The following is a 22582-nucleotide window of genomic DNA, read 5'->3' as shown; positions in this document are numbered from 1 at the left end:
ACTGCATGGTGTGCTTTATTAGCGGGAAACGTAACGGTCGAATCGATTTTCCAGCCTGCCTTGCCCGAGGGACAAAATGAAGCAGACCAGCCAATAAATCAATGCCGCCTGCCCGTATAAAAGCAGGAATTCGTAATTGGTCGCAGCGATCTGCTGTGCCACACGGAACATTTCCGTCACGAGAATCAGCGATGCCAACGAAGTGTCCTTGATCAGGCTGATGAACGTGTTCGAAAGGGGCGGAATCGATACCCGCGCTGCCTGCGGTAAAATAACGCGGCGCAGCGATTGGGCGTAACTCATGCCGATCGTGTTCGCCGCTTCCCACTGGCCTTTTGGAATGGACAGGATTGCTGCGCGGATCACTTCGGACGCATAAGCGCCGACATTCAGCGAGAAACCGATAATGGCTGCCGGAAACGGGTCAATAACCACGCCGATCGTCGGCAAGCCGTAAAACAGGATGAACAATTGGACCAATAAAGGCGTGCCGCGGATAATCGAAACGTAAACGCGGGCAATCACCTGAAAAATCTTAACTGTCGAAATGCGGGCGAGCGCCGTCAGCACGGCAATGGCAAGCCCCAGTACGAAGGCGATGAACGACAGTGGAATCGTATACTGGATCATCCCTTCAATCAACGGAAGCCAGGAAGACTGGGAGATGTCCATCAGCCGCTCGAGGCGAACCGGATCTGTAAAAATACTATTCAAGTACATTTTCGCCGAACCATTTGTTCGAGATTTCTTCGTACGTGCCGTCTTCGATCATTTCCGCCAACGCTTTGTTGACTTCTTCGATCATCGGGCCGCTGCCTTTACGGAACAACAAGGCGCTTTGCGCTGCATCGTCCGCTTCGTCAACGATTTCGATATTGGCTTCAGGGCGTTGCTTCAAGAAATCCAAGACAGTCAAGTTATCGTTCACAGTTGCATCGACACGGCCGGAGTTCAGCAATTCGATTGCTTGGTTGAATCCTTCAACGCCTTCAATTTCTGCGCCAAACGATTTAGCTGTTTCTGCGTAATTACTTGTTAATGACTGGGCGGACAATTTGCCTTCCAAGTCTTCAAATGCTTGGATTTCTGAATCTTTCGGTACGACTAGTACAGCAGTTGAAGTGATGTATGGATCTGAGAATTCGTAGCTTTCCTGGCGTTCAGGGTTGATGCCGACTTGGTTTGCGACCATATCAAAGCGTTCTGCGTCAAGGCCAGCAAACATAGCATCCCATTGCGTTTCCAAAAATTCAGCTTCGACGCCTAAGCGGCTCGCCACTTCTTCAGCGATTTCAACATCGAATCCGGTCAATTTGCCGGTTTCATCGTGGAAAGTGAAAGGAGGGTAAGTTCCTTCCGTACCGATCGTCAATGTTCCTTCTTCCTGTACTTTCGCCAACAAATCTTCTTCTGCGCTTTCGGATCCGCCGCTAGTTGAATCCGGTGCAGCTGTGTTGCTGCCGCAAGCTGCCAATAACAACACGGCGCCGATTAATGCCAATAAACCCAATGTGAACTTCTTCATAAATAATCCCCTCGATTTCTTATATTTTTTCGCTGAAAACTTTTTTCTAACATAAAGCCGCTTTGCCGCAAGATTGAAAATATATATACCGAGCGGAATACTAGGTTTTAAGATGAAAAAAAAGTTTCAACAATTTTGGTCCAATGATTGGAGCCGACTTTATTAAGTGCTGACTTATTATAGCACCATTAAAGCGCATTTTTCAACAACATCAACCTGCAAGTTCGAAGTAGTTGAAATGCGTTAGGCATTGTATTTTTAAAGAGAACAATTTATAATGGCTTCATAGAGAAGCTTATAGAAACAGCAAAAACAGTACGAAGAATGTGTTTTTACAGAGGACAATTGTTTTATTCGAAAGGAGTGCTATTGATGGAACGTATAATGATTACTGGTGCACTGGGACAGATTGGATCGGAATTGACGGAAAAGCTGCGCGGAATCTACGGTGCGGACAACGTATTGGCTACAGATATCCGGGAAACTGGCGATCAAAGCGGGCCGTTCAGCGTCTTGGACGTGACGGATGCCCAAAAAATGCACGATTTGGCAAAAGACTTCGAAGCCGACACGATGATGCACATGGCGGCGTTATTGTCTGCGACTGCGGAAGAAAAGCCGCTGCTTGCGTGGAACTTGAATATGGGCGGTTTAGTCAACGCTCTTGAAGCATCGCGCGAACTGGGCATGCAATTCTTCACGCCGAGCTCGATCGGCGCGTTCGGACCTTCCACGCCAAAGAACAATACGCCGCAAGACACGCTGCAGCGCCCGACGACGATGTACGGCGTCAACAAAGTGGCTGGCGAATTATTATGCGATTATTATTTCCAGAAATTCGGCATCGATACGCGTGGCGTTCGCTTTCCTGGATTGGTGTCCTACGTGGCACAGCCAGGCGGCGGCACGACGGATTACGCAGTAGACATCTATTATAAAGCGATCGAAGAACAACGCTACACTTCTTATATCGCTGAAGGCACTTACATGGACATGATGTATATGCCTGATGCGCTGCAGGCGATTGTCGATTTAATGGAAGCAGACCCGGCAAAACTCATCCACCGCAACGCATTCAACGTGACGGCGATGAGCTTTGAGCCCGGGCAGATTGCAGCTTCGATCCGCAAGCACATTCCTGAATTTCAGATGTCTTACGATGTCGATCCGGTGCGCCAGGCGATTGCCGACAGCTGGCCGGACAGCATCGACGCTTCAGCGGCAAAAAACGAATGGGGCTTTAAAACGCAATATGACCTGGATGCGATGACATCGGATATGCTGGAGAAACTTAAAAAAAAGTTAGCACACGTCTAAAGAATGACAAATAAAAAAGCTGGAAGCGAAATTTCGCTTCCAGCTTTTTTGGTTTTAATTAGAAAAGAATATGTGCAACACCGGCAACGATCGGCAAGGCGATAACCGTGCGCAGTAAGAAAATGACGATCAGGTCGAAGATGTTGACCGGAATTTTTGAACCGAGAAGCAATCCGCCAACTTCTGACATGTAGATCAGCTGGGTTACGGACATGGTTGCCACGACAAAGCGCGTCATTTCCGATTCAAGACTTGCTCCGAGAATTGCAGGGAGGAACATATCAGCGAATCCGACAACCATCAATTGGCCGGCTTCAGCAGCTTGCGGAATGCCAAGAAGATTCAGGTAAGGTACAAATGGTGCACCCAAAACAGAAAATACAGGCGTGTATTCCGCCAAAATCAAAGCGATTGTACCGAATGCCATGACGACCGGAGCAACCCCGATCCACATATCCAGGACATTTTTAAAGCCGTCTTTGAAAAATTCTTTTACCGATTTGTTTTGCGATGCTTTCGTCAAAGCATTTTCAATGCCGTGGGAAGCAACACTATACCCTTCTGGAACTTCTTCAGAAAAAGACTCCTGAGGGTCTCCGTTCATAAAAGTTGTCTTTTTTTGTGCCAGTGGATAAATACGCGGCATAATCAGCGCCAGAATGATTCCTGTTAAGATGACCGTTCCATAGTATGGAAGGAAATATTGGGCAAGGCCAACTTCTTGAATGACCACGATTGCAAACGTAATCGAAACGACCGAGAACGTGGTTCCAATGATGGCAGCTTCACGGTCTGTGTATTTATTCTGGATATATTGGTTATTTGTCAATAATACCCCGATAGTTCCATCACCAACCCATGAAGCTAGCGCATCGATTGATGAACGGCCAGGAAGTCGGAATAGAGGGCGCATGACTTTTACCATCATGGTACCGAAGAGCTCGAGCAAACCGAAGTTCATCAATAAAGGAAGGAACAGTCCAGCAAACAGGAAGATGGTGAAAAGAAACGATAAAAGACCAGTGCTCGACAAGAGCAACCCGCCCGTGTTCTCGCTCCAGACTGCTTCCGGTCCGATTTGGAACAGCACCATTACCGCAAATACAGCACCCACGATGCGGACAAATGTCCAAAAAAGATTTACATTAAATAATCGGTCGAAAAATGTGACGTGCTGTCCTTCTTTAACTTTGCGCGTGATCATAATTATTGATCCGATAGCTGCAATGATTAGGATAACTAACATAATCCATGGTGCAATCGGTCTTATCACGTCTGCCAAGGCATTAGCAAAAACCGCAATTGTCACCATCCATACAGTCTGGCCTTCATCATCAATTGTCGGTATTGGAATGAGGAATAACAGGACACCCAACAAGGATGGAATTAGAAATAATAGCCAGGTCGAAGTTGAAAACTTTTTCACGAATAAATCCCCTTTTCTCTGTGCATTTAAACACGTAATTTATAGTAATTATACAGCGCTTTCCCCTCTGAAAGTGCTTTCATACCAATGTTTATATTATCTGATAACCTCAAGAAAAAACACCCCTATCTTAAAAAAAAGATAGAGGTGTTTGGGATCAGAAAGTTTCTTCAAAATCTTCGTGCCAGCGGTAATTATAAAATCGTTCTTTGGTCAGCCAATTTTCCGCATCTGTGTCGCCTTGAGATAATTTCAATTCCATCTCTTCAAGCATCCAGGCAGTTTGGGAAATGTGTGCTTTCATGGCGTTCATTTTTTGGTCTCGAACCGCCGTTACATCGTGAATGATGTCGGGATGGCCAAGAACTTCGAGTGTTTCATTAGCAAAAGCGACGCAATGCAGCTTCGGCCGGTCTTTCATGCGGCGGACCGCACGGACGACTGCACGCGCTGTTGCTTCGTGGTCGGGGTGGACAGATAAGTTTGGATAAAATGTGATGATCAGGGAAGGATTCAATTCCTCGATCAGATCGGCCATCATTTTGACCATTTTTTCGTCATCTTCGAATTCAACTGTTTTGTCGCGCAATCCCATCATGCGCAAATCAGTAAGTCCCATCGCTTGGGCAGAGCCGAGCAATTCCTTTTTACGGACATTCGGCAAAGATTCACGGGTTGCGAAAGGCGGATTGCCTAAATTGCGGCCCATCTCACCAAGCGTCAAACAGGCGTATGTAACCGAAGTCCCTTGCAGAATATGAGTGGCGATCGTTCCTGAAACGCCGAACGCTTCATCGTCCGGGTGAGGGAAGACGACCAATACTTGACGTTCTTTTTCAATTGCCATCTTGTTTTCCCCCTTAATAACTGAACGGTGTTTCGCTGATTTGCAGCGCAACCGCCAGTTTTCCTGCTCCGTCATGGCCGGCTAACAGCAGGCGCCCCTGCTCGTCCAATTCATAATGGGTGATGCCTTGCGCGTATACCCAACCGTGCGGCAATTTTAAGCCGACCCGGTGCGGGCTGTCGCCAACTACTTTACCAAGCTCATAATTGATGACTACATTTCGGATAAAGGCGCCGGCATTAAAAAATCCTTCATTGAAATGAGTTGCGTATGAACCATTGGTTGTTTCCAAATGCAGATAGACATCTTTTTTTGCGAACGCATCAAGTTCTACTTGCAGTTTCTTAACTTCGACTAATTCCATTGTTTTCACTCCTCATGCAATCCGTATTCTTTCAGTATAGGGAAAATCGCAAAAGAATGCGATTAGGATGATTTACGAACATGAAAATAATGTTATTATATGGAAAAGAGGATCTTCGGACTTATTTGAAAGTGCGCAAAAGGGTGGAATGCATGAAATTAATGATCAAATTTATCTTTTCCGTGCTTGGCATTGTGCTGATCAGCGGCTTTCCGGTGCTGATCGGCGGGTTGGTGGCCGGGGAACTGCGGCTCGCGGAATATGCTGCCGCGTTGGAAGCGGTGCTGCGCGGGATTTGGCCGCTGCAGGAATTTACAGTGCTGAATTTAAGGACGAATAGGGAAATCCCGCTGTTCCCGACGATTGCCGATTACATCACCTATTCATTGGAACTTTTGTTCTTGGCGTTCGCGGTGGCAATTTTCTTCGCCATCACATTCACGGTGCTGACGATGCTGCTGAAAGAAAAGGGTCGGCACCGTATCAAAATGGCGTTGTATTTCCTTGAATCGCTGCCGGATCTTTTGGTGATCATGCTGGCCCAGCTTGTTGTCATTGCCATCTATCTGCAGACTAATGTGTTGATTTCCAAAATCGCCGTCGTCCAAGGTGAACACATTTATTGGCTGCCGGTACTGTGCCTGGCGTTATTGCCGATGATCCAATTATATCGTTTGTGCATGCTGACGTTTCAGGACGAAGAGCGGAAGATGTACATCGAACTTGCGCGTTCGCTCGGCTTTTCCAAAGTGTTCGTCATTTGGGTGCACATGTTCCGCAATGCGATCATCAGCGTCTTTTTCCAATCGAAGAAGACCATCTGGTTCATGTTGTCGAATTTGTTTGTGCTGGAATTGATGTTCAACATTCCAGGTATCATGCTGTTTATGAAGGATAATATTTCTCCTCAAGTGTTCCTGGTCTCTATTTTCAGCTTTTTCCTTCCAATTTTTTTGCTGTACAGCATCGGCGAATGGCTTGTGCTGCGGCATCTGCGCGGAAAGGAGGCGATTTAAATGTGGAAACAGCCTTATTTTCTAGCAGGATTCGCCATTCTTGCTTTTTTTCTGGGCGGAAGTTTTATTTATGAATGGCTATGGGGCAATGTGCCGAAACAGATTTTTTTCGTGACGGAAAACGGCAGAACGGTGGAAGGCCCGCCGATTTCCCCAAAATGGGAGTTCCCGTTGGGTACGGATCAGTATGGCTATGATTTATGGGGCAAATTGATGATCGGCGGCAAGTATACGATACTGGCTGCGCTGGCGATTGCCGCATTGCGCATGCTTATCGCAGTGCCGCTCGGCTATATCATGGCGACGTATTTGCAGCGCCATCGCCCGTGGATCGGGGGCTTGGCTGATTCGCTGCATTATATTCCACTGACGCTTTTTGCGGCATACATTCTTTATCCGGTTCTGTGGATGCCGCTCGGAGGATTCACCAATAGCATTTGGGAAAGAATCGCCATCCAGGTATTCCTAATGGCATTGCTGACAATGCCGATTGTCGCTGTCTTGATTGGCAATGAAGCTGCATTGCTCTACCGCCAGGAATACGTAACGGCGGCACGGGTGCTCGGAGCAAGGGAACCGCGGATCATCCACAAGCACCTGTATCCGCAGATGCGGGAGAAATTGGCGGTGTTGTATGGCCAGCAAGTGATTGAAACATTCATTATTCTGGCCCATTTAAGCTTGCTGAACTTATTTTTGGGCGGCACGAAGATAAGCTACGATCCGATGTTCGGCGATCCGCCGATGTCGATTTCGTTCGAATGGTCCGGCTTGTTTGGTTCGACCTTCCGCTATCTACACGGCTCGCCATGGCTCCCGCTGTTTCCGGTGTTGTTCATCGCTTTGTCGATTTTGGCGGTCACGCTGATGCTCGAAGGCTATTTGCGTTCGAAAGACCTTCAAGCTCCTAAAAGCAGCTCGTTATTGGCAGCGGATGAAGGGGTGGTCGACTGGAACCGCGAACAATTGCACAGCCGAATGGTGCTCCTGAAAAATTCTGAAACACCAAAAAACCCTCACAAGTTGTGAGGGTTTTTTTATTCTGGATAAGAGGATAGATGACATTAAAAAAAACTGCCCCGAAAGCCGTTTTCACAGCATTCGGGACAGCATTATTGATGAGGATTAGATTTTTTCCATTTGCACTTCAGGTGTTTCTTCGAATTTATTCGCCGCACCGTGCATAACCGGACCAACGTATTCGTTGAGCTTCCAGCCGTTGGCGATAGCTGCTGAAACGAATTTCTTCGCGTTCAGGACAGCATCTTCAACTTCTTGCCCGTTTGCCAGATTGGCAGTGATCGCCGCTGCGAACGTGCAGCCAGCGCCGTGGTTGTAAGTTGTTTCGGTTTTCTCTGACGTCAGCAAGTAATGCGTTTTACCATCGAAAAGCAGATCAGCCGCTTTTTCATGCTTTAATTGCTTGCCGCCTTTGATGACAACATATTCCGCGCCGTGTGCATGGATTTTTTCTGCTGCTTCTTTCAAATCGTCAACGGTTTTCAGGATGCCGACGCCAGACAGTTCGCCAGCTTCCACAAGGTTTGGCGTTACGACTTTCGCGTGCGGCAGCAAGTATTTGATCATGGCGTCGACATTTTCAGGGAATAGGACTTCCGCTTCGCCTTTGCACGCCATGACCGGATCGATAACCACGTCGCGGATGCCGGATTCAGCGATTGCTTCGCCCGCCATTTTGATGATTTCGACCGTCGGCAGCATGCCCGTTTTCAACGCATCGATGCCTGTAGAAAAAGCCGTGTCCAATTGCGCTTGCAGCGTATCAACTGCGATCGGATGGATGCCGTGGCTCCAGCCATTGTTCGGGTCCATTGTCACAATGACGGTAAGCGCGTTCATACCGTATGTGCCGTGTTCTTGGAAAGTTTTCAAATCAGCTTGTATACCAGCGCCTCCGGAAGTGTCCGAGCCGGCGATTGTTAAAGTTTTTTTCAAAGCCATTCAATTTTATCCCCTTTATAAGTAATATGTTATGTTTCTTCATTTTATCAAAAATCAGTGTATTTACAATGGATTGGACTTGTGCGGCATGAGGAGCAGAACAGTAGTGGCCGCGCACACCAGGAAAAATGCCCCTGCGAAAAAACCGGCCATCCAGCTGCCGCTTTTGAAAAGACCAAATGCCACGATCAATGTTAGAATGGAAACAGCGAGGACAGCGAAGCCCAGGCATCCCAGGCCAAGCCGTTTGGCGCTTTCAGGCGCGCTGTTTCCTTTAGTTTTGGAAACGGATTTTATTTTTTCCCGCCAATCGGCCATGTGAATCGCCCCTTTGCTCCATCGTATCACGGGGGCTCATTGATTTGAATACAAGAAAGAGGGATAGACAGTGGCAAATGATTCGAAATTGAAAGAGATTGAGCGTTTATTGCAAGAATTGAAAGGCAAAGAAGATTCAAACCCATCCGGATTCTGGAAATCAGCGAAGGTGGTGGCAGGCGTTTTCCGCAAAACGTTCATGGTGTTGGCAGTGTTGCTGTTGTTGTTATTCATTGCATTGCCGCTGGGCGCCTTCTGGATGTTGAATGGCAGTACGTTCACGGAAGAAAAAGGCGCGTTCCTTGAGCGCATCCAGGATTTAAATGAATTATCGACAGCGGAAGCGTTCTCGAAAGCCATCATCGAACGCCAGGACAACGCCGTATTCGGCCAGGAAATCGGCTTGGAGCTGCCAGGGACGAAACGCCAATTGCTGGTGATCATCCCGGGATCGGTCAAAGCAGGCATCGATTTTTCAGAAGTGACGGAAGATGACATCGAAGTGGATGAAGAAGCGAAAACGGCGACATTGATGTTGCCGAAAGCGGATTTCCTCGGTGGACCGGAATTATTCATGGACCAAGTGGAAGTCTATTCGTATGAAGGGCTGTTCCGCGACAAAGCGGATATTTCAGAAGCTTACGAGCTGGCGGAAGAAGCGCAAAAGCTGATTCTTGAAGAAGCAGAAGGCCAAGGGGTGCTTGAGCGGGCAGAAGAGAACGGAGCACGCTCGGTGCAGGAAATGTTCAAGCTGGTTGGCTATGACGTGACAGTTGAGTTCAAAGACTGAGGAGGGCCAAGCAATGCCGAAAGAGATTTTTCATAATGATTGGCAAGAAGTGATTGGCGACGAATTCGCCAAACCGTATTATTTGAAGCTGCGGGAATTTCTGAAGCATGAATATGAACACGGGCCTGTGTATCCGGACAAACAAGATATTTGGAATGCATTCGAGCATACGGCCTTTCAAGACGTCAAAGTCGTCATCTTGGGACAGGATCCCTACCACGGGCCGAACCAGGCGCACGGCTTGAGTTTTTCGGTGCAGCCGGGCATCCCGCATCCGCCGAGTTTGCGCAATATGTTCAAGGAATTGAAAGAGGATTTGGGCTGCGCTATTCCAAAAGACGGAACGCTGACGAAATGGGCGGACCAAGGCGTCATGATGCTCAATACCGTGCTAACGGTGAGACAAGGCCAAGCGCATTCACACCGCGGCCAGGGCTGGGAACAATTCACGGATGAAGTCATCCGGAAATTATCCGCCCGCGAAGAATCGGTGATTTTTGTATTATGGGGACGGCCGGCCCAGCAGAAAAAGCAATTCATCAATTTGGAACGCCACGCAATCATCGAAGCGCCGCATCCGAGCCCGCTCAGTGCAAGCCGCGGATTTTTCGGCAGCCGGCCATATTCGCAAGTGAATCAATTGCTCGAGCAGCGCGGAGAAGCGCCGATTGATTTCTGCCTAGCCTGACGAAGCTGCAAAATGCATGGTAATATAAGAAAGATTGTAAATCGAAAGGGGGACTTGGCATGGCAATTGATGCCGCCCGTATTTTAAGCGAGATTGAAAAACACACGGCATTGGCGCGCAAATCGAATCCCTCAAAAATGCGCGAATCCATCGCGGCCATCCGTGCGCTTTGCGATTTGCTGCTCGATGACGACCGTCCGGCAGCCGAAAAGCCGCAGGCAATCCCGCTCGCGTCTCCTCAGGTGCAAACCGTGTCTTCTGTCAATAAATTAAAAGAAGACGATGCAAACGGAGATTCACTGTTTGAATTTTAATTGGAAAGAGGAATGAAACCATGAAATTTTTCTTAATCGCAGGAGCGCTCAATGCGTTGTTGTCAGTCGGGTTCGGCGCATTCGGCGCACATTTGCTCGAAGGCCGCGTTGCCGATAAATACTTGGATACATGGCAGACTGCCGTGCAATATCAAATGTTCCACGCCATCGGCTTGATGGTTGTTGCCATCTTGATGAGTTCTTCGCTGCTTGGGCCGCTTGGTTCATTAAACTGGGCAGGCTATTTAATGCTTGCCGGAATCGTCATTTTTTCAGGCAGCTTGTATGTGCTGAGCTTGACTGGCATCAGCATACTCGGCGCGATCACGCCAATCGGCGGCGTCGCGTTCATCGCTGGCTGGATTATGCTGATCATCGCGGCTGCCAAAGCGTTGTAATCGTTTTTAAAGGGAGCCTCCGCGCATGCGGGGGCTTTTTTCATTTATGGAGCAGGAACTTATGCCAAAAGGTTATTCTCCCAGCATACGTTTCAGTTTTACGGGATCATCAACGGCTAGCGCGATATGCGTGACCCTTTTCGTTCAACCGACTAAGGTTCTTTGAAGCTCCAGCTCGGCAAAATCCGGGGGCGATGAAAAGGATTCTGAAAAATTCATTGGGGACAGTAAAAGGAGCATGCGGACAGTATTTTGTGCCTTCCGGACAGTATTTCACCAATCTCGGACAGTATTTGCTGCCACGCGGACAGTAAAGCCGCCGAACCGACGCCAAATAGAAAAAACCGCCCGTGGGCGGTTTCAATCAATCAATTAAACTTCCAGGAATTTAGCGGTGCGTTCTGCGTCTAAGCGAGTGCCGACGTAGAATGAACCGAATTCAGCGTAGCGCGCGCTGACTTCGTCAAAGCGCATTTCATAGATCAATTTTTTGAATTGGAGAACGTCGTCTGCAAAGAGCGTAACGCCCCATTCGTAGTCGTCAAAGCCGACAGAGCCGGAAATGATCTGTTTTACTTTGCCTGCGTAGCTGCGGCCGATTTTGCCGTGTGACAACATTAATTCTTTGCGCTCGTCCATCGGCAACATGTACCAGTTGTCATTGCCTTCGCGGCGTTTGTCCATCGGATAGAAGCAAATGTACTGCGAACGCTGAAGCTCAGGGTACAAGCGTGCGCGGACATGCGGGTTCTGGTAAGGATCTTCGTCTGATTTTCCAGCCAGATAGTTGGAAAGTTCGACAACAGAAACGTACGAATAAGCAGGGACTGTGTAAGCGTTCAACGTTAATTTATTGAATTCCGTTTCCAGTTCGTGCAATTCGTCCATCGTTTCACGCAAAAGCATCAGCATGAAGTCGGCTTTTTGGCCAACTACTGAATACAACGCGTGTGCGCCGGTTTTATTCGTATCGGCTGTGTTGACTTTGTCCATGAACGCTTGGAACTCGTCGATGGCAAATTGGCGCTCGGCGTCGTCCAGCATTTTCCACGTAACCCAATCCATCGTGCGGAAGTCATGGAGGACGTACCAGCCGTCTAATGTAATAGCTGCTTCATTCATTTATCAAACACTCCTTTAATCTGAATCTCACAGAATCAGTTTATCATAACCGCCTGGCTAGTACCTCCAAAAGAAATGACTGTCACTAATTTGACAAGGGCGGAACGGGTTTTCAGTGGCCGTTATCTCGGGTACACTTAGGAGAGCGATTGTGATGAAAGAGGAGATAGCAAGATGGAAACATTTATGGAAGAAACAAAATGGCGTTTTTGGGATCAGTCCCTGAGCGCCAGAAAACGATCCGCGCTGGAGTCATTCGCGGCAGACGACCTATTGTGCGAGCTCGTCGGTTCAGGGAAAAGCCCGTCCGCAATCCGTACGTGGGTGCATGACGATACGGTTGTGCTGGGCATCCAGGACCACCGGCTGCCGCATATCGGAGCGGGCATGGAATTTTTGGAAGAGCGCGGCTATCAGCCCATCGTGCGCAATTCGGGAGGGCTTGCCGTCGTCTTGGATTCGGGAGTGCTGAACATTTCGCTCGTGCTGTCCGAAAAAGACAACGCGATCGATATTCCGGCTGGCTATGACATGATGGTCGAACTCGTACAGGCTTTGTTCCCGGAAGCGCCGATTGAAGCGTATGAAATCTTCGGCTCTTATTGCCCAGGTTCGTATGACTTGAGCATCGGCGGACGAAAATTCGCCGGGATTTCCCAACGCCGCATCCGCCGCGGCATCGCGGTCCAGGTGTACTTGTGCATCGAAGGGTCTGGCGCAGAGCGTGCGGACTTGATCCGTGGATTTTACGAGGCAGGATTGCAAGGGGAGAAGACGAAAGCGGTCTACCCGGACATCGATCCGACCGTGATGGCGTCGCTCAGCGAACTCCTTGGGAAACCCTTGACGGTACAGGAAGTCGTGCTTGATCTTCACGGATTGCTCGGTTCACCGGCCCCTCAGCCGCTGATGCCCGAAGAGACGGAGCTTTACGGTTTTTACTTGAACCGAGTCGTTGAACGCAACCGAAAAATGCTGTCGCCAGACCTTGAATGACTAGGACCGGCTCGTGTAAAATAACAATTACGCAGAAAAAGTGGAGGTGCGGCCGTGGGCTATGCAAATCAGAAGTTAGCGGAAGAAAAAGTATTCAAAGATCCGGTTCACCGGTACATATACGTGCGCGACCAAGTCATCTGGGATCTGATCAATTCGCGGGAATTCCAACGTTTGCGGCGCATCAAGCAGCTCGGCACCTCTTATCTGGTGTTTCACGGAGCTGAACACAGCCGCTTCAGCCATTCACTCGGCGTCTATGAGATTGTCCGACGGATTTCAGACGATATGTTCCACGGACGCCCTGAATGGGATGAAAGCGAGCGGCTCGTTGTGCTATGCGCAGCGCTGCTCCATGATCTTGGCCACGGACCGTTTTCCCATTCGTTCGAAAAGGTGTTCCATGTCGACCACGAGAACTTCACCCGTGAAATTCTGCTCGGCGACACGGAAGTCCATCAAATTCTACTGAAAGTCGGTGCTGATTTTCCGAAGAAAGTTGCTGAAGTCATCGCCAAAACGTATTCCAATAAACAAGTGGTGTCGTTGATTTCCAGCCAGATCGACGCCGACCGCATGGATTACCTGCAGCGTGACGCCTATTATACCGGCGTTTCGTACGGCCATTTTGACATGGAGCGGATCCTCCGCGTCATGCGCCCGCTCGAAGACCAAGTGGTCATCAAAGCAAGCGGCATGCATGCGGTCGAAGATTACATCATGAGCCGCTACCAAATGTATTGGCAAGTGTATTTCCATCCGGTGGCGCGCAGCGCAGAAGTTATTTTGCGGAAAATCCTGCAGCGTGCCAAAGAATTGCATGACAGCGGCTACGAATTTGCGCAGCCGCCGACCCATTTCGCAGCATTCTTCGACCGTTCATTCACATTGAAAGATTATTTGGCGCTCGATGAAGGCGTCATGATGACCTATTTCCAATTATGGATGACCGAACGCGACCCGATCCTTTCGGATATGAGCGATCGTTTCGTCAACCGACGGCTTTTCCAATACGTCGATTTCGATCCGGGCAAAGATTACCGAAAGCTCGGCGAACTCGCCGGCTTGTTCAAAAAAGCGGGCATCGATCCCGATTATTACCTGGTGGATGACTCCACGTCGGACCTGCCTTACGATTTCTACCGCCCCGGCGAAGAAGGGGAGCGCTTGCCGATCCACTTGTTGATGCCAAACGGCGACATCAAAGAATTGTCGCGCTTGTCTCAGATTGTCGAAGCGATCTCCGGCAAACGGCGTACTGACTATAAATTATATTTCCCTGCCGAATTGCTGGTGGACGGCAAGAAAAAAGCCATCAAGCAGCAAATCGTGGAAATGCTTAAAGAAGGAGGGGTATAGTTGCTCCAGGAACACGCAAAAATTGTGGATTTCATTGCCACTGCTGAAGGAATCACCGGACGCAAAAAAATGCAGAAAATGATTTATATCTTAAAGAAGCTGGGTATGCCATTCCAGGAAAAATACGAATTCCACATTTATGGACCGTATTCCGAAGAACTGACAGCCCGAGTAGAGGAATTATGCGATATGGGTTTTTTGTCGGAGGAGCGCGAAGACAAAGGTTCATACGTTCAATATAAATACGCAGTGACCAAAGAAGGTTCGGATTTCCGCGGAACGCTGAAAGAGTCGATTTTGGATTCACCGGAAGTCGCTGGAAAACTGAACGGCAAAAGCAGCCGTTTCCTTGAACTCACTGCGACACTCTTGTATTTTGACCACATGGAACGCGAAGAACAGGTTGAGAAACTTCACATCGTCAAAGCGAAATTGAATTTCACAAGGGACGAAATTCAAGAAGCTTACGGCTTTATAGAGGAATTAAGGCAATAAAAAAACTCCCATAAAGGGAGTTTTTTCGTATAACTTAGCGGATGTCCGATTTTTAGATGTCGCTAAACAATTTCCCTTTAACACCGTAATCGGTTTTCTTCATGTCTTCGATGAAGACAGTGACGTTTTCGATCGGTGCGCCGGTTGTTTCTGAAACGGCTTGGCTGACTTTTTCAACCAGGGCGCGTTTTTGGTCTTCTGTGCGGCCTTCGAGCATTTTGACAGTTACGTATGGCATAATGGATACAGCTCCTTTTTTTATAAGCTTCGGCATTTTGGCGAAGCTCTTGTGAAGATACTTTTATCATATCAGAACGGAGGAAATAGACACATGGCAAATGAAGAAAAACCAAAACAAAAAGTAGGATTCACCATTATAAAAAACGATCCGACCGACGGCCATAAAGGCTACGGCATCGGTTCCTTGTCATTGGAAAATGTTTCCCCGCTATTTATCGACATCGAAGAAGGCGAAGCATTTATTGACATCGGCGCGATGCATGCACGCAGCCAAGTCGAGCGAGGCATCAAGTTCACGGTCAACCGCGAAGACTCGGAAGGCGGAAAGCCATATTGGCTCGTCTGGATCACCATCGACTTTAATCCGGCAGGCCCTTATTACGCAGGCGTCACAGCGTGTGAGATGGTCGTCAACCGGGAAAAACGCCGCGGCTACAAGATGTTGGCGGAGCACGTCAATTTGATGGACAAGTCGATGAAGCGCAAAATTGTTGTCAACCAAATGGATGAAGCTTCTAAGCGAGTGCTGGCTGATTATTTGAAGAGCCACAACCCAGAAATGTGGGAGCGCAGCAGCGAACAATTGCATCAGGATTTAAATGGGTAAATAAGGTAATTTATTGACTGAATTGTGACATTTGTAATTGCTTTACACAGGCAGTTGAAGTTGGGAAAGAAAGGCAGTACACTATAACTACAGCTTTTGAATAGAAAGCTAGGACACCTGAAGTGCGAGCAAGTGCCGTGAGCCATTGCGAGAAAACCCAAGCCCAATGCCTCATGTCTCTTTCTCCGCATCATCAGGATAAAAAGGTTTTCTGTGAAGGGAAAAATTCCCTCTGCAGAAAACCTTTTTATTTTGTGTGTAGAGCTAAGCGCAGCGGGTAAAGGACATTGTACAAAAAAATATTGCACTTTTGCCGAAAAGACTTATACTTTTTTAAGGAGTTTTAAATTGATCGAAAAGGAGTTTGATTATAGATGGCAGGATTTTGGTACACAGAAAAACAAACCGAGAACTTCGGAATTACGATGAAAATCAATAAAACGCTTCACACCGAACAAACGGATTTCCAATACTTGGAGATGGCAGAAACGGCTGAATGGGGCAATATGCTTTTCCTTGACGGCATGGTCATGACATCTGAAAAAGACGAATTCGTTTATCACGAAATGGTGGCGCACGTTCCATTGTTCACTCATCCAAACCCGGAGAATGTTTTGGTTGTGGGCGGAGGCGACGGCGGAGTAATCCGTGAAGTGCTGAAGCACCCTTCTGTAAAAAAAGCGACGCTTGTCGACATTGACGGCAAAGTGATCGAGTACTCGAAAAAATTCTTGCCTTCAATCGCATCCGGCCTTGAAGACGCGCGCGTTGACGTAATTGTCGGAGACGGTTTCATGCACATCGCTGAATCCCAAAACAAATACGACGTCATCATGGTCGATTCTACTGAGCCTGTAGGGCCCGCAGTAAACCTTTTCACAAAAGGCTTCTACGCAGGGATTTCCAGAGCGCTGAAAGAAGACGGCATTTTCGTCGCACAGTCGGACAACCCATGGTTCAAAGCCGATTTGATCGAACAAGTCCAAAAAGACGTGAAAGAAATTTTCCCGATCACGAATCTGTATTTGGCGAACATCCCGACTTACCCGAGCGGTTTGTGGGCGTTCACGATCGGTTCGAAAAAATACAATCCGCTGGAAGTGCCAGCTGAGCGTTTCCACGACATCGAAACGAAGTATTACACGAAAGAATTGCACAGCGCTGCATTCGTTTTGCCGAAATTCGTGAAAGACTTAGTAGGTAAATAAGATGCGCTTTGACGAGACCTATTCAGGTAAAGTATTCATCAAAAGCCATCCGAGCTACGAAGAATCCAAAGCAGTGCTTTACGGCATGCCAATGGACTGGACAGTAAGCTACCGTCCAGGTTCACGCTTCGGCCCGAATAAAATCCGTGAAGTATCGATCGGGCTTGAAGAATACAGCCCGTATCTTGACCGCGAACTCGACGACGTCAAATTCTTTGACGCCGGTGATATTCCACTGCCATTCGGCAATCCGGAAAAATCTCTTGTTGAAATTGAAACGTATGTGCACACTCTTTTAGCCGATGGGAAAATCCCGATGGGCATGGGCGGCGAACACCTCGTGTCACTGCCGGTGATGAAAGCCGTTGCCAGCAAATACGACGATTTAGCAATCATCCATTTTGACGCGCATACCGACCTACGCGAAAACTACGAAGGCGAAGAATATTCACATTCAACGCCGATCCGCAAAATCGCGGACCTCATCGGACCGAAGAACGTTTATTCATTCGGGATTCGTTCTGGCATGAAAGAAGAATTCGAATGGGCGAAAGAAAACGGCATGCACTTATCTAAATTCGAAGTGCTTGAGCCTTTGAAACAAGTATTGCCGACGCTAGCAGGACGCAGCGTCTACGTCACAATCGACATGGATGTTCTTGACCCGGCGCATGCGCCAGGCACAGGCACAGTCGACGCCGGCGGCATTACGTCGCGCGAATTGCTCGCGTCGATCCACGCCATTGCCGCATCAGGCGTCAACGTTGTCGGATTCGACCTCGTGGAATTGGCACCGGTCTACGACCATTCTGACCAAACAGCAAATACTGCAAGCAAACTCATCCGTGAAATGATTCTTGGCTGGGTAAAATAATCTAGAAAAGGCCGGCCTGGAAAATCCAAGCCGGCCTTTTCTAGATTTACAATCGGTAAAGGATGGACTGGTACTAGGGAATAGGACGCGATCTTAGAAAAAAAACGGAAAAAATTTCGGCATTGACGGCATTGAAAAAACAAGAGGAAAGGAAACATCATTCGGTATGCTGAGGCAACTGGGCAACAAATAAACACATTGATTTAGCTAAAATGTTTACAAGCTCAATTTTTGAGAAATGGAAGGGATAAAGGGCAGATGGGAGCGCGGGAGCATGCATGATTTCAATGAAGTGTTTATCCAAATTCTGATACTGCTAGCCATTGCGATTTCCGTAGTTGGAGTTGCCAGGAAAATCAATCAGCCGGACACGATTGCGCTTGTACTAGTGGGGCTCTTTTTAGGCATCGTCAATTTGCCGATTCCGCTGATTGACCAAGCGGAAGAGTTCATCACCCAATCGAATGTATTCCAAGTCATCATCATTTCGTTGTTCCTGCCGATCCTTCTTGGGGACGCGACGTTGAAGCTACCATTTCATCATCTTTACAAGCAGAAGAATACGGTGATTGGCATGGCGCTTGGCGGAACCTTTCTATCGTTCATCATCATCGGTTTTGCAGGGCATTTTTTGATCGGTCTTCCAATTGCTGTGGCTTTCACGTTTGCGGCATTGATGAGTGCCACTGATCCGATCAGCGTGCTGTCCATTTTCAAATCTGCAGGCGTCTCCGAAAAATTATCCACAATCATGGAAGGGGAATCGCTGTTCAATGACGGCATAGCGATTGTGCTTTTCCAAATTGCCTCGGTGTATTTATTGACCTATATCGAAATGGGCTGGGCAGGCGTCGGAAGCGGGGTCTGGCTGTTTCTGAAGTTTGCGGTAGGCGGAATCCTGGTGGGGGTCATCCTCGGCTTCATCTTCTCGCAAGTCATCCGTTTTTATGACGATTATCCTTTTGAGATCGTGGTATCCGCATTATTGTTCTTCGGCAGTTATTTTATCGCGGAACATCTTCATGTGTCAGGTGTCATCGCGGTTGTAGCAGGGGGGTTTGTCTTTGGGGATTATGGCGGGAAAATCGGGATGTCCGAGATAACCGAACGGAATATCAATTCCTTTTGGGATGTTATTGCTTTGATCGCGAACTCGCTCATTTTCCTGATTGTCGGCTTGGAAATCCGCAATATTGATTTCGGAGGACAATGGGACATTATTCTCTATGCAATTCTCATCGTAATTGGAGCAAGGATTATTGCCCTGTTTATCAGCACGATGCCGGCGAAAAGCCTGAACCGAAAAGAGCGAATCCTGCTCAATTGGGGGGGACTGAAAGGAAGCCTTTCCATCGCATTGGCGCTGAGTCTTCCGACAAGTTTTGACGGAAGGGAAACGGTACTGATCCTGACATTCGCCGTCGTCCTCTTTTCCTTGATTGTCCAAGGCTTGACGATCAAACCGCTTATCCGAATACTCGGGCTTAGGGAAAAAGGATGAAAAACTGGTTTTGGAGAAGAATTGCCTGGTGATATAAATAGATTCTTCTGGGCAGTCGAGATAAAATATTAGGAAATGAAGAACTGAAAGAGGTGCATGGCAATGGAATTATATAAATGGACAGGGCACAGAGACCAAGGTGTAGCGATGCTCGCCGCGACTCCGAATGCACGGCTGATTTACCTAGTGGACGGCGAGGAATCGACGTTGCTTTATGAAAGTGAAGGAGGCACGCCGCCTCAAGGCTTTGAAGCATTTGAAGTGCTGAATGCGGTCGGCGATATCAACAACGGCTTTTTTGCAGTATTTAATAATATTCCAGTGACGGATGAAGGCCGCGAGATTTTCGAATCGCGTTTCCAGAATCGGGCAGGCAAGGTGGAAGGGGAGCCCGGCTTTGCAGCTATCCGCGTATTAAAGCCGCTGAACTCAGATACATACATCATTCTGACGATGTGGAAAGATGAACAATCGTTTAAAGACTGGCAAGCGTCGGAATCTTACGGCCAGGCGCATGCAAAGCGTGGAACGGCGGACGGCATCGACAAAAGGCCGAACATCTTCGCGCGCCCTTCTTTTGTAAAGACGTATAAGAGGTAATTCCATGCAAGTGCAGGCTTTATTGGATGGATGTGAAACCACTCTTCGGAGTGGTTTCTTGCATTTGGGCCCGTTTTTGGGTGTTTTATGCATATTCCGTCAAAGCCTTAATTGAAAACAAGCGCGGAATCGAGCTATAATGGAAAGGCTATTACTTAAAGGAGGCGGGGCGGCATGAGAAAACTGGTTAAAATCAAACTGACGACCATAATCCGCCAGCCGGACGTGGAAGAACAGACGATAGAAATGTGGTCTGAGGGAACGATGACGGTGAAGAATGACCGGCGGTACTTGCAGTACGAGGAACGGCAGGATGAACTGGACATCAAGACCACAGTGAAAATCGGGGAACATGATGCCGTGATTATGAGAAGCGGCTGCCTGCAGATGCGGCTGCCGTTTTTATTGCATACAGAACAGATTGGCAATTTAACGAACGAACACGGCTCGTTCATGCTGACGACGAAAGCGCATGAACTTTCAGCCAGCGACGCACATTTTAAAGTCCGCTACGATTTGGCGATGGGTTCTTCCCATGTCGGCGAATACGAAATGGAAATTCAATTTACGGAGGGCAAACAATGAATGCAGTAGAAAAAGTGCAGCACGCAATCAAACAAGCAATCAATGAGGCAGTTCAAAAAGCCGAATTGACGGCAGAACCAGTGGATGTTTTCCTCGAATCACCAAAAGATAAGGCGAACGGCGACTATGCGACGAATATTGCGATGCAATTGGCGCGCGTCGCTAAAAAAGCGCCGCGCATCATTGCCGAAGCGATTGTCGAAAACGTCGACAAAGAAGCGGCGAACATTGAGAAAATCGAAATCGCTGGCCCTGGATTCATCAACATCACAATCAAAAAAGATTATTTGCAGGACGTTGTAAAATTAGTCCTTGAGCAGAAAGAAGATTACGGGCGCAGCACGTCAGGCGGCGGCGAACGCATTCAAGTGGAATTTGTTTCGGCGAATCCGACAGGCGATCTCCATTTAGGGCACGCACGCGGTTCTTCAGTCGGCGATTCGTTATGCAACGTTTTGGATATGGCCGGCTATGATGTATCACGCGAATATTACATAAACGATGCGGGCAATCAGATAAACAATTTGGCGTGGTCGATTGAAGCGCGTTATTTTGAAGCGCTTGGCCAAGAGTTGAACATGCCGGAAGACGGCTACCGCGGCCAAGATATCAAAGACATTGCGCAAGTATTGGTCAAAGAACATGGCGATAAATTCGTCTCGATGTCGAAAGAAGACCGTTTTGAAGCGTTCCGCCAGCACGGCTTAAAAGTGGAACTTGCGAAACTGCAGAAAGATTTGGCTGATTTCCGCGTCGAGTTCGACGTCTGGTTCTCGGAAACTTCATTGTATGAAAAAGGAGAAATTGAAATCGCTTTGGACAAGCTGCGCGCCAATGGCCACATCTTTGAAGAAGGCGGGGCAACTTGGTTCCGTTCGACAACATTCGGCGATGACAAAGACCGTGTATTGATCAAGAACGACGGCTCGTTCACGTATTTAATGCCGGATGTCGCTTACCACGAGGACAAATTGTCTCGCGGCTTCGACAAGCTTATCAACATCTGGGGAGCGGATCACCATGGCTATATCCCGCGCATGAAAGCGGCGATTGAAGCATTGGGCTACGACCGCGACACGCTTGAAGTCAGCATCATCCAAATGGTGCAGTTGTACAAAGACGGCGAAAAAATGAAGATGAGCAAACGTACAGGCAAAGCGGTTACCATGCGTGAATTGGTGGAATTGGTCGGTTTGGATGCGGTCCGTTATTTCTTCGCGATGCGCTCAGGCGATTCGCATATGGATTTCGACTTGGATCTAGCTGTTTCGCAATCCAATGAAAACCCGGTTTATTATTCACAATACGCGCACGCGCGCATCAACTCGATCCTGCGCCAAGCAGAAGAACAAGGTTTTATCGCATCAACTGACAATTTGAGCCTCTTGTCTTCAGAAAAAGAAATTGATGTTCTGAAGAAAATCGGCGATTTCCCGCAAGTGGTGGCAGATGCAGCAAAACAGCGTTCTCCGCACCGCGTTACAACTTATATCCATGAGCTGGCGGCAAACTTCCACAGCTTCTATAATGCCAATAAAGTCCTTGATGCTTCTGAAGAAGAGATGACGCGTGCAAGATTGGCTCTCATTACGGCAGTGAAAACGACGATTGCCAATGCTTTGAAGCTTGTCGGCGTCTCAGCTCCGGAAAAAATGTAAGCGACACGAAAAAATTTTCGTGTATACTATTGGTGTAAGGCAATCGAATATTCATTCATAAAGGTGCTTATGTCTAAGAACATGAGTTAAAAGGGAAGCCGGTTCGATTCCGGCGCGGTCCCGCCACTGTAAGTGAGAGCAAGCTGCAACAATGCCACTGAAGCCAAGCTTTGGGAAGGCGCAGCAAGCGATGATCACAAGCCAGGAGACCTGCCTTTATGACAACGCCCACATAGCCTGCGAGGACCGGTTGGATGTACATGCTTTTTTATGTCGTCCTTTCAATCCCTCGCAGATTCTGCGGGGGATTTTTTAACGGAAAGCGGATGCGCCGGAGCCTTTCATTGTTGAATAAGCGTTATCGCTTTTCAT

26 protein-coding genes and 1 riboswitch are annotated in these 22582 nt (G+C 48.1%); of the genes, 17 read left to right on the top strand and 9 right to left on the bottom strand.

The features are described 5' to 3' along the window. Positions 1 to 18: 18 nt before the first annotated feature. Both AC4EHB_RS07760 and AC4EHB_RS07755 read right to left on the bottom strand, forming a co-directional pair. Complete coding sequence (locus AC4EHB_RS07760; protein WP_490974994.1) at positions 19 to 720, bottom strand: amino acid ABC transporter permease; 702 nt, start codon at positions 718 to 720, stop codon at positions 19 to 21. Beyond that, positions 707 to 1525 (bottom strand): amino acid ABC transporter substrate-binding protein, encoded by an 819-nt coding sequence (locus AC4EHB_RS07755; RefSeq protein WP_490974993.1) that lies wholly within the window; start codon positions 1523 to 1525, stop codon positions 707 to 709. The genes AC4EHB_RS07760 and AC4EHB_RS07755 overlap by 14 nt, the downstream gene beginning before the upstream one ends. A 372-nt stretch (positions 1526 to 1897) precedes the next feature. Between AC4EHB_RS07755 and AC4EHB_RS07750 the strand changes: the two genes are divergently transcribed. Beyond that, positions 1898 to 2842 carry an L-threonine 3-dehydrogenase gene (locus AC4EHB_RS07750; RefSeq protein WP_490981132.1) on the top strand — a complete coding sequence of 315 codons (945 nt, stop codon included), beginning with the start codon at positions 1898 to 1900 and terminating at the stop codon, positions 2840 to 2842. A 58-nt stretch (positions 2843 to 2900) separates the two neighbouring features. On the opposite strand, the gene AC4EHB_RS07745 is transcribed toward AC4EHB_RS07750, so the two are convergent. The 3 genes from AC4EHB_RS07745 to AC4EHB_RS07735 form a co-directional block, all read right to left on the bottom strand. Beyond that, positions 2901 to 4268 (bottom strand): YjiH family protein, encoded by a 1368-nt coding sequence (locus AC4EHB_RS07745; protein ID WP_490981131.1) that lies wholly within the window; start codon positions 4266 to 4268, stop codon positions 2901 to 2903. Positions 4269 to 4425: 157 nt separating this feature from the next. Further along, a complete protein-coding gene (gene bshB2 / locus AC4EHB_RS07740; RefSeq protein ID WP_490981130.1) occupies positions 4426 to 5115 on the bottom strand; it encodes a bacillithiol biosynthesis deacetylase BshB2 in 690 nt (229 codons plus the stop codon). 13 nt (positions 5116 to 5128) lie between these two features. Then, positions 5129 to 5479, bottom strand: coding sequence for a YojF family protein (locus AC4EHB_RS07735; RefSeq protein WP_490974989.1), 351 nt, complete (start codon positions 5477 to 5479; stop codon positions 5129 to 5131). 80 nt (positions 5480 to 5559) lie between these two features. On the opposite strand from AC4EHB_RS07735, the gene AC4EHB_RS07730 reads away from it, so the two are divergent. Continuing rightward, complete coding sequence (locus AC4EHB_RS07730) at positions 5560 to 6495, top strand: ABC transporter permease subunit (RefSeq protein ID WP_490981129.1); 936 nt, start codon at positions 5560 to 5562, stop codon at positions 6493 to 6495. Next, on the top strand, positions 6496 to 7524 hold the full coding sequence (locus AC4EHB_RS07725) for an ABC transporter permease (RefSeq protein WP_490974987.1): 1029 nt from the start codon (positions 6496 to 6498) through the stop codon (positions 7522 to 7524). A 96-nt stretch (positions 7525 to 7620) separates the two neighbouring features. Here the strand turns inward: AC4EHB_RS07725 and thiD are convergent, their stop codons facing one another. Both thiD and AC4EHB_RS07715 read right to left on the bottom strand, forming a co-directional pair. After that, positions 7621 to 8457, bottom strand: coding sequence for a bifunctional hydroxymethylpyrimidine kinase/phosphomethylpyrimidine kinase (gene thiD / locus AC4EHB_RS07720; protein WP_490974986.1), 837 nt, complete (start codon positions 8455 to 8457; stop codon positions 7621 to 7623). Positions 8458 to 8520: 63 nt separating this feature from the next. Beyond that, a complete protein-coding gene (locus AC4EHB_RS07715) occupies positions 8521 to 8775 on the bottom strand; it encodes a hypothetical protein (RefSeq protein WP_490974985.1) in 255 nt (84 codons plus the stop codon). Between the two features lie 70 nt (positions 8776 to 8845). On the opposite strand from AC4EHB_RS07715, the gene AC4EHB_RS07710 reads away from it, so the two are divergent. Genes AC4EHB_RS07710 through AC4EHB_RS07695 form a run of 4 tightly spaced genes read left to right on the top strand, consistent with a single transcriptional unit; the run spans position 8846 to position 10965 of the window. Continuing rightward, positions 8846 to 9565 (top strand): DUF4230 domain-containing protein, encoded by a 720-nt coding sequence (locus tag AC4EHB_RS07710; protein ID WP_490981128.1) that lies wholly within the window; start codon positions 8846 to 8848, stop codon positions 9563 to 9565. Positions 9566 to 9578: 13 nt separating this feature from the next. After that, entirely contained in the window at positions 9579 to 10253 is a 675-nt protein-coding gene (locus AC4EHB_RS07705) for a uracil-DNA glycosylase (protein WP_490981127.1), read from the top strand. 59 nt (positions 10254 to 10312) lie between these two features. Then, on the top strand, positions 10313 to 10567 hold the full coding sequence (locus tag AC4EHB_RS07700; RefSeq protein WP_490974982.1) for a DUF5327 family protein: 255 nt from the start codon (positions 10313 to 10315) through the stop codon (positions 10565 to 10567). Between the two features lie 20 nt (positions 10568 to 10587). Beyond that, on the top strand, positions 10588 to 10965 hold the full coding sequence (locus AC4EHB_RS07695; protein ID WP_490974981.1) for a DUF423 domain-containing protein: 378 nt from the start codon (positions 10588 to 10590) through the stop codon (positions 10963 to 10965). Between the two features lie 372 nt (positions 10966 to 11337). Here the strand turns inward: AC4EHB_RS07695 and hemQ are convergent, their stop codons facing one another. Then, on the bottom strand, positions 11338 to 12087 hold the full coding sequence (gene hemQ / locus AC4EHB_RS07690) for a hydrogen peroxide-dependent heme synthase (RefSeq protein ID WP_490974980.1): 750 nt from the start codon (positions 12085 to 12087) through the stop codon (positions 11338 to 11340). A 174-nt stretch (positions 12088 to 12261) separates the two neighbouring features. Between hemQ and AC4EHB_RS07685 the strand changes: the two genes are divergently transcribed. The 3 genes from AC4EHB_RS07685 to AC4EHB_RS07675 are packed head-to-tail and all read left to right on the top strand — an operon-like array spanning position 12262 to position 14937. Further along, the gene (locus AC4EHB_RS07685; protein ID WP_490974979.1) at positions 12262 to 13083 is read left to right on the top strand and encodes a lipoate--protein ligase family protein; all 822 of its coding nucleotides are present in this window, start codon (positions 12262 to 12264) and stop codon (positions 13081 to 13083) included. Positions 13084 to 13137: 54 nt separating this feature from the next. Next, positions 13138 to 14442 (top strand): HD domain-containing protein, encoded by a 1305-nt coding sequence (locus tag AC4EHB_RS07680; protein ID WP_490974978.1) that lies wholly within the window; start codon positions 13138 to 13140, stop codon positions 14440 to 14442. Beyond that, positions 14443 to 14937 (top strand): YwgA family protein, encoded by a 495-nt coding sequence (locus AC4EHB_RS07675; RefSeq protein WP_490981126.1) that lies wholly within the window; start codon positions 14443 to 14445, stop codon positions 14935 to 14937. 52 nt (positions 14938 to 14989) lie between these two features. Here AC4EHB_RS07675 and thmT read toward each other — a convergent pair whose 3' ends face one another. Then, positions 14990 to 15175 carry a 2-hydroxymuconate tautomerase gene (thmT, locus tag AC4EHB_RS07670; protein WP_135500829.1) on the bottom strand — a complete coding sequence of 62 codons (186 nt, stop codon included), beginning with the start codon at positions 15173 to 15175 and terminating at the stop codon, positions 14990 to 14992. Positions 15176 to 15268: 93 nt separating this feature from the next. Between thmT and AC4EHB_RS07665 the strand changes: the two genes are divergently transcribed. The 7 genes from AC4EHB_RS07665 (at position 15269) to argS (ending at position 22210) form a co-directional block, all read left to right on the top strand. Further along, complete coding sequence (locus AC4EHB_RS07665) at positions 15269 to 15784, top strand: YwhD family protein (RefSeq protein ID WP_490974976.1); 516 nt, start codon at positions 15269 to 15271, stop codon at positions 15782 to 15784. Positions 15785 to 16158: 374 nt separating this feature from the next. Further along, on the top strand, positions 16159 to 16992 hold the full coding sequence (gene speE, locus AC4EHB_RS07660; RefSeq protein ID WP_490974975.1) for a spermidine synthase: 834 nt from the start codon (positions 16159 to 16161) through the stop codon (positions 16990 to 16992). A gap of 1 nt (position 16993) precedes the next feature. Next, positions 16994 to 17866 carry an agmatinase gene (gene speB / locus AC4EHB_RS07655; RefSeq protein ID WP_490974974.1) on the top strand — a complete coding sequence of 291 codons (873 nt, stop codon included), beginning with the start codon at positions 16994 to 16996 and terminating at the stop codon, positions 17864 to 17866. Positions 17867 to 18140: 274 nt separating this feature from the next. Further along, on the top strand, positions 18141 to 19367 hold the full coding sequence (locus tag AC4EHB_RS07650) for a cation:proton antiporter (protein ID WP_490974973.1): 1227 nt from the start codon (positions 18141 to 18143) through the stop codon (positions 19365 to 19367). A gap of 102 nt (positions 19368 to 19469) precedes the next feature. Next, complete coding sequence (locus tag AC4EHB_RS07645; protein WP_490974972.1) at positions 19470 to 19967, top strand: antibiotic biosynthesis monooxygenase family protein; 498 nt, start codon at positions 19470 to 19472, stop codon at positions 19965 to 19967. Between the two features lie 174 nt (positions 19968 to 20141). Further along, complete coding sequence (locus AC4EHB_RS07640) at positions 20142 to 20552, top strand: YwiB family protein (protein ID WP_490981125.1); 411 nt, start codon at positions 20142 to 20144, stop codon at positions 20550 to 20552. Then, a complete protein-coding gene (gene argS / locus AC4EHB_RS07635; protein WP_490974970.1) occupies positions 20549 to 22210 on the top strand; it encodes an arginine--tRNA ligase in 1662 nt (553 codons plus the stop codon). The genes AC4EHB_RS07640 and argS overlap by 4 nt, the downstream gene beginning before the upstream one ends. Positions 22211 to 22254: 44 nt before the next feature. Then, positions 22255 to 22442: riboswitch (cobalamin riboswitch) on the top strand. Positions 22443 to 22582: the final 140 nt, after the last annotated feature.

Source organism: Planococcus sp. TJ-302, assembly GCF_058268455.1.
Note: the sequence above shows the minus strand (reverse complement) of the source record. Positions and strands in the feature narration are given on the sequence as shown.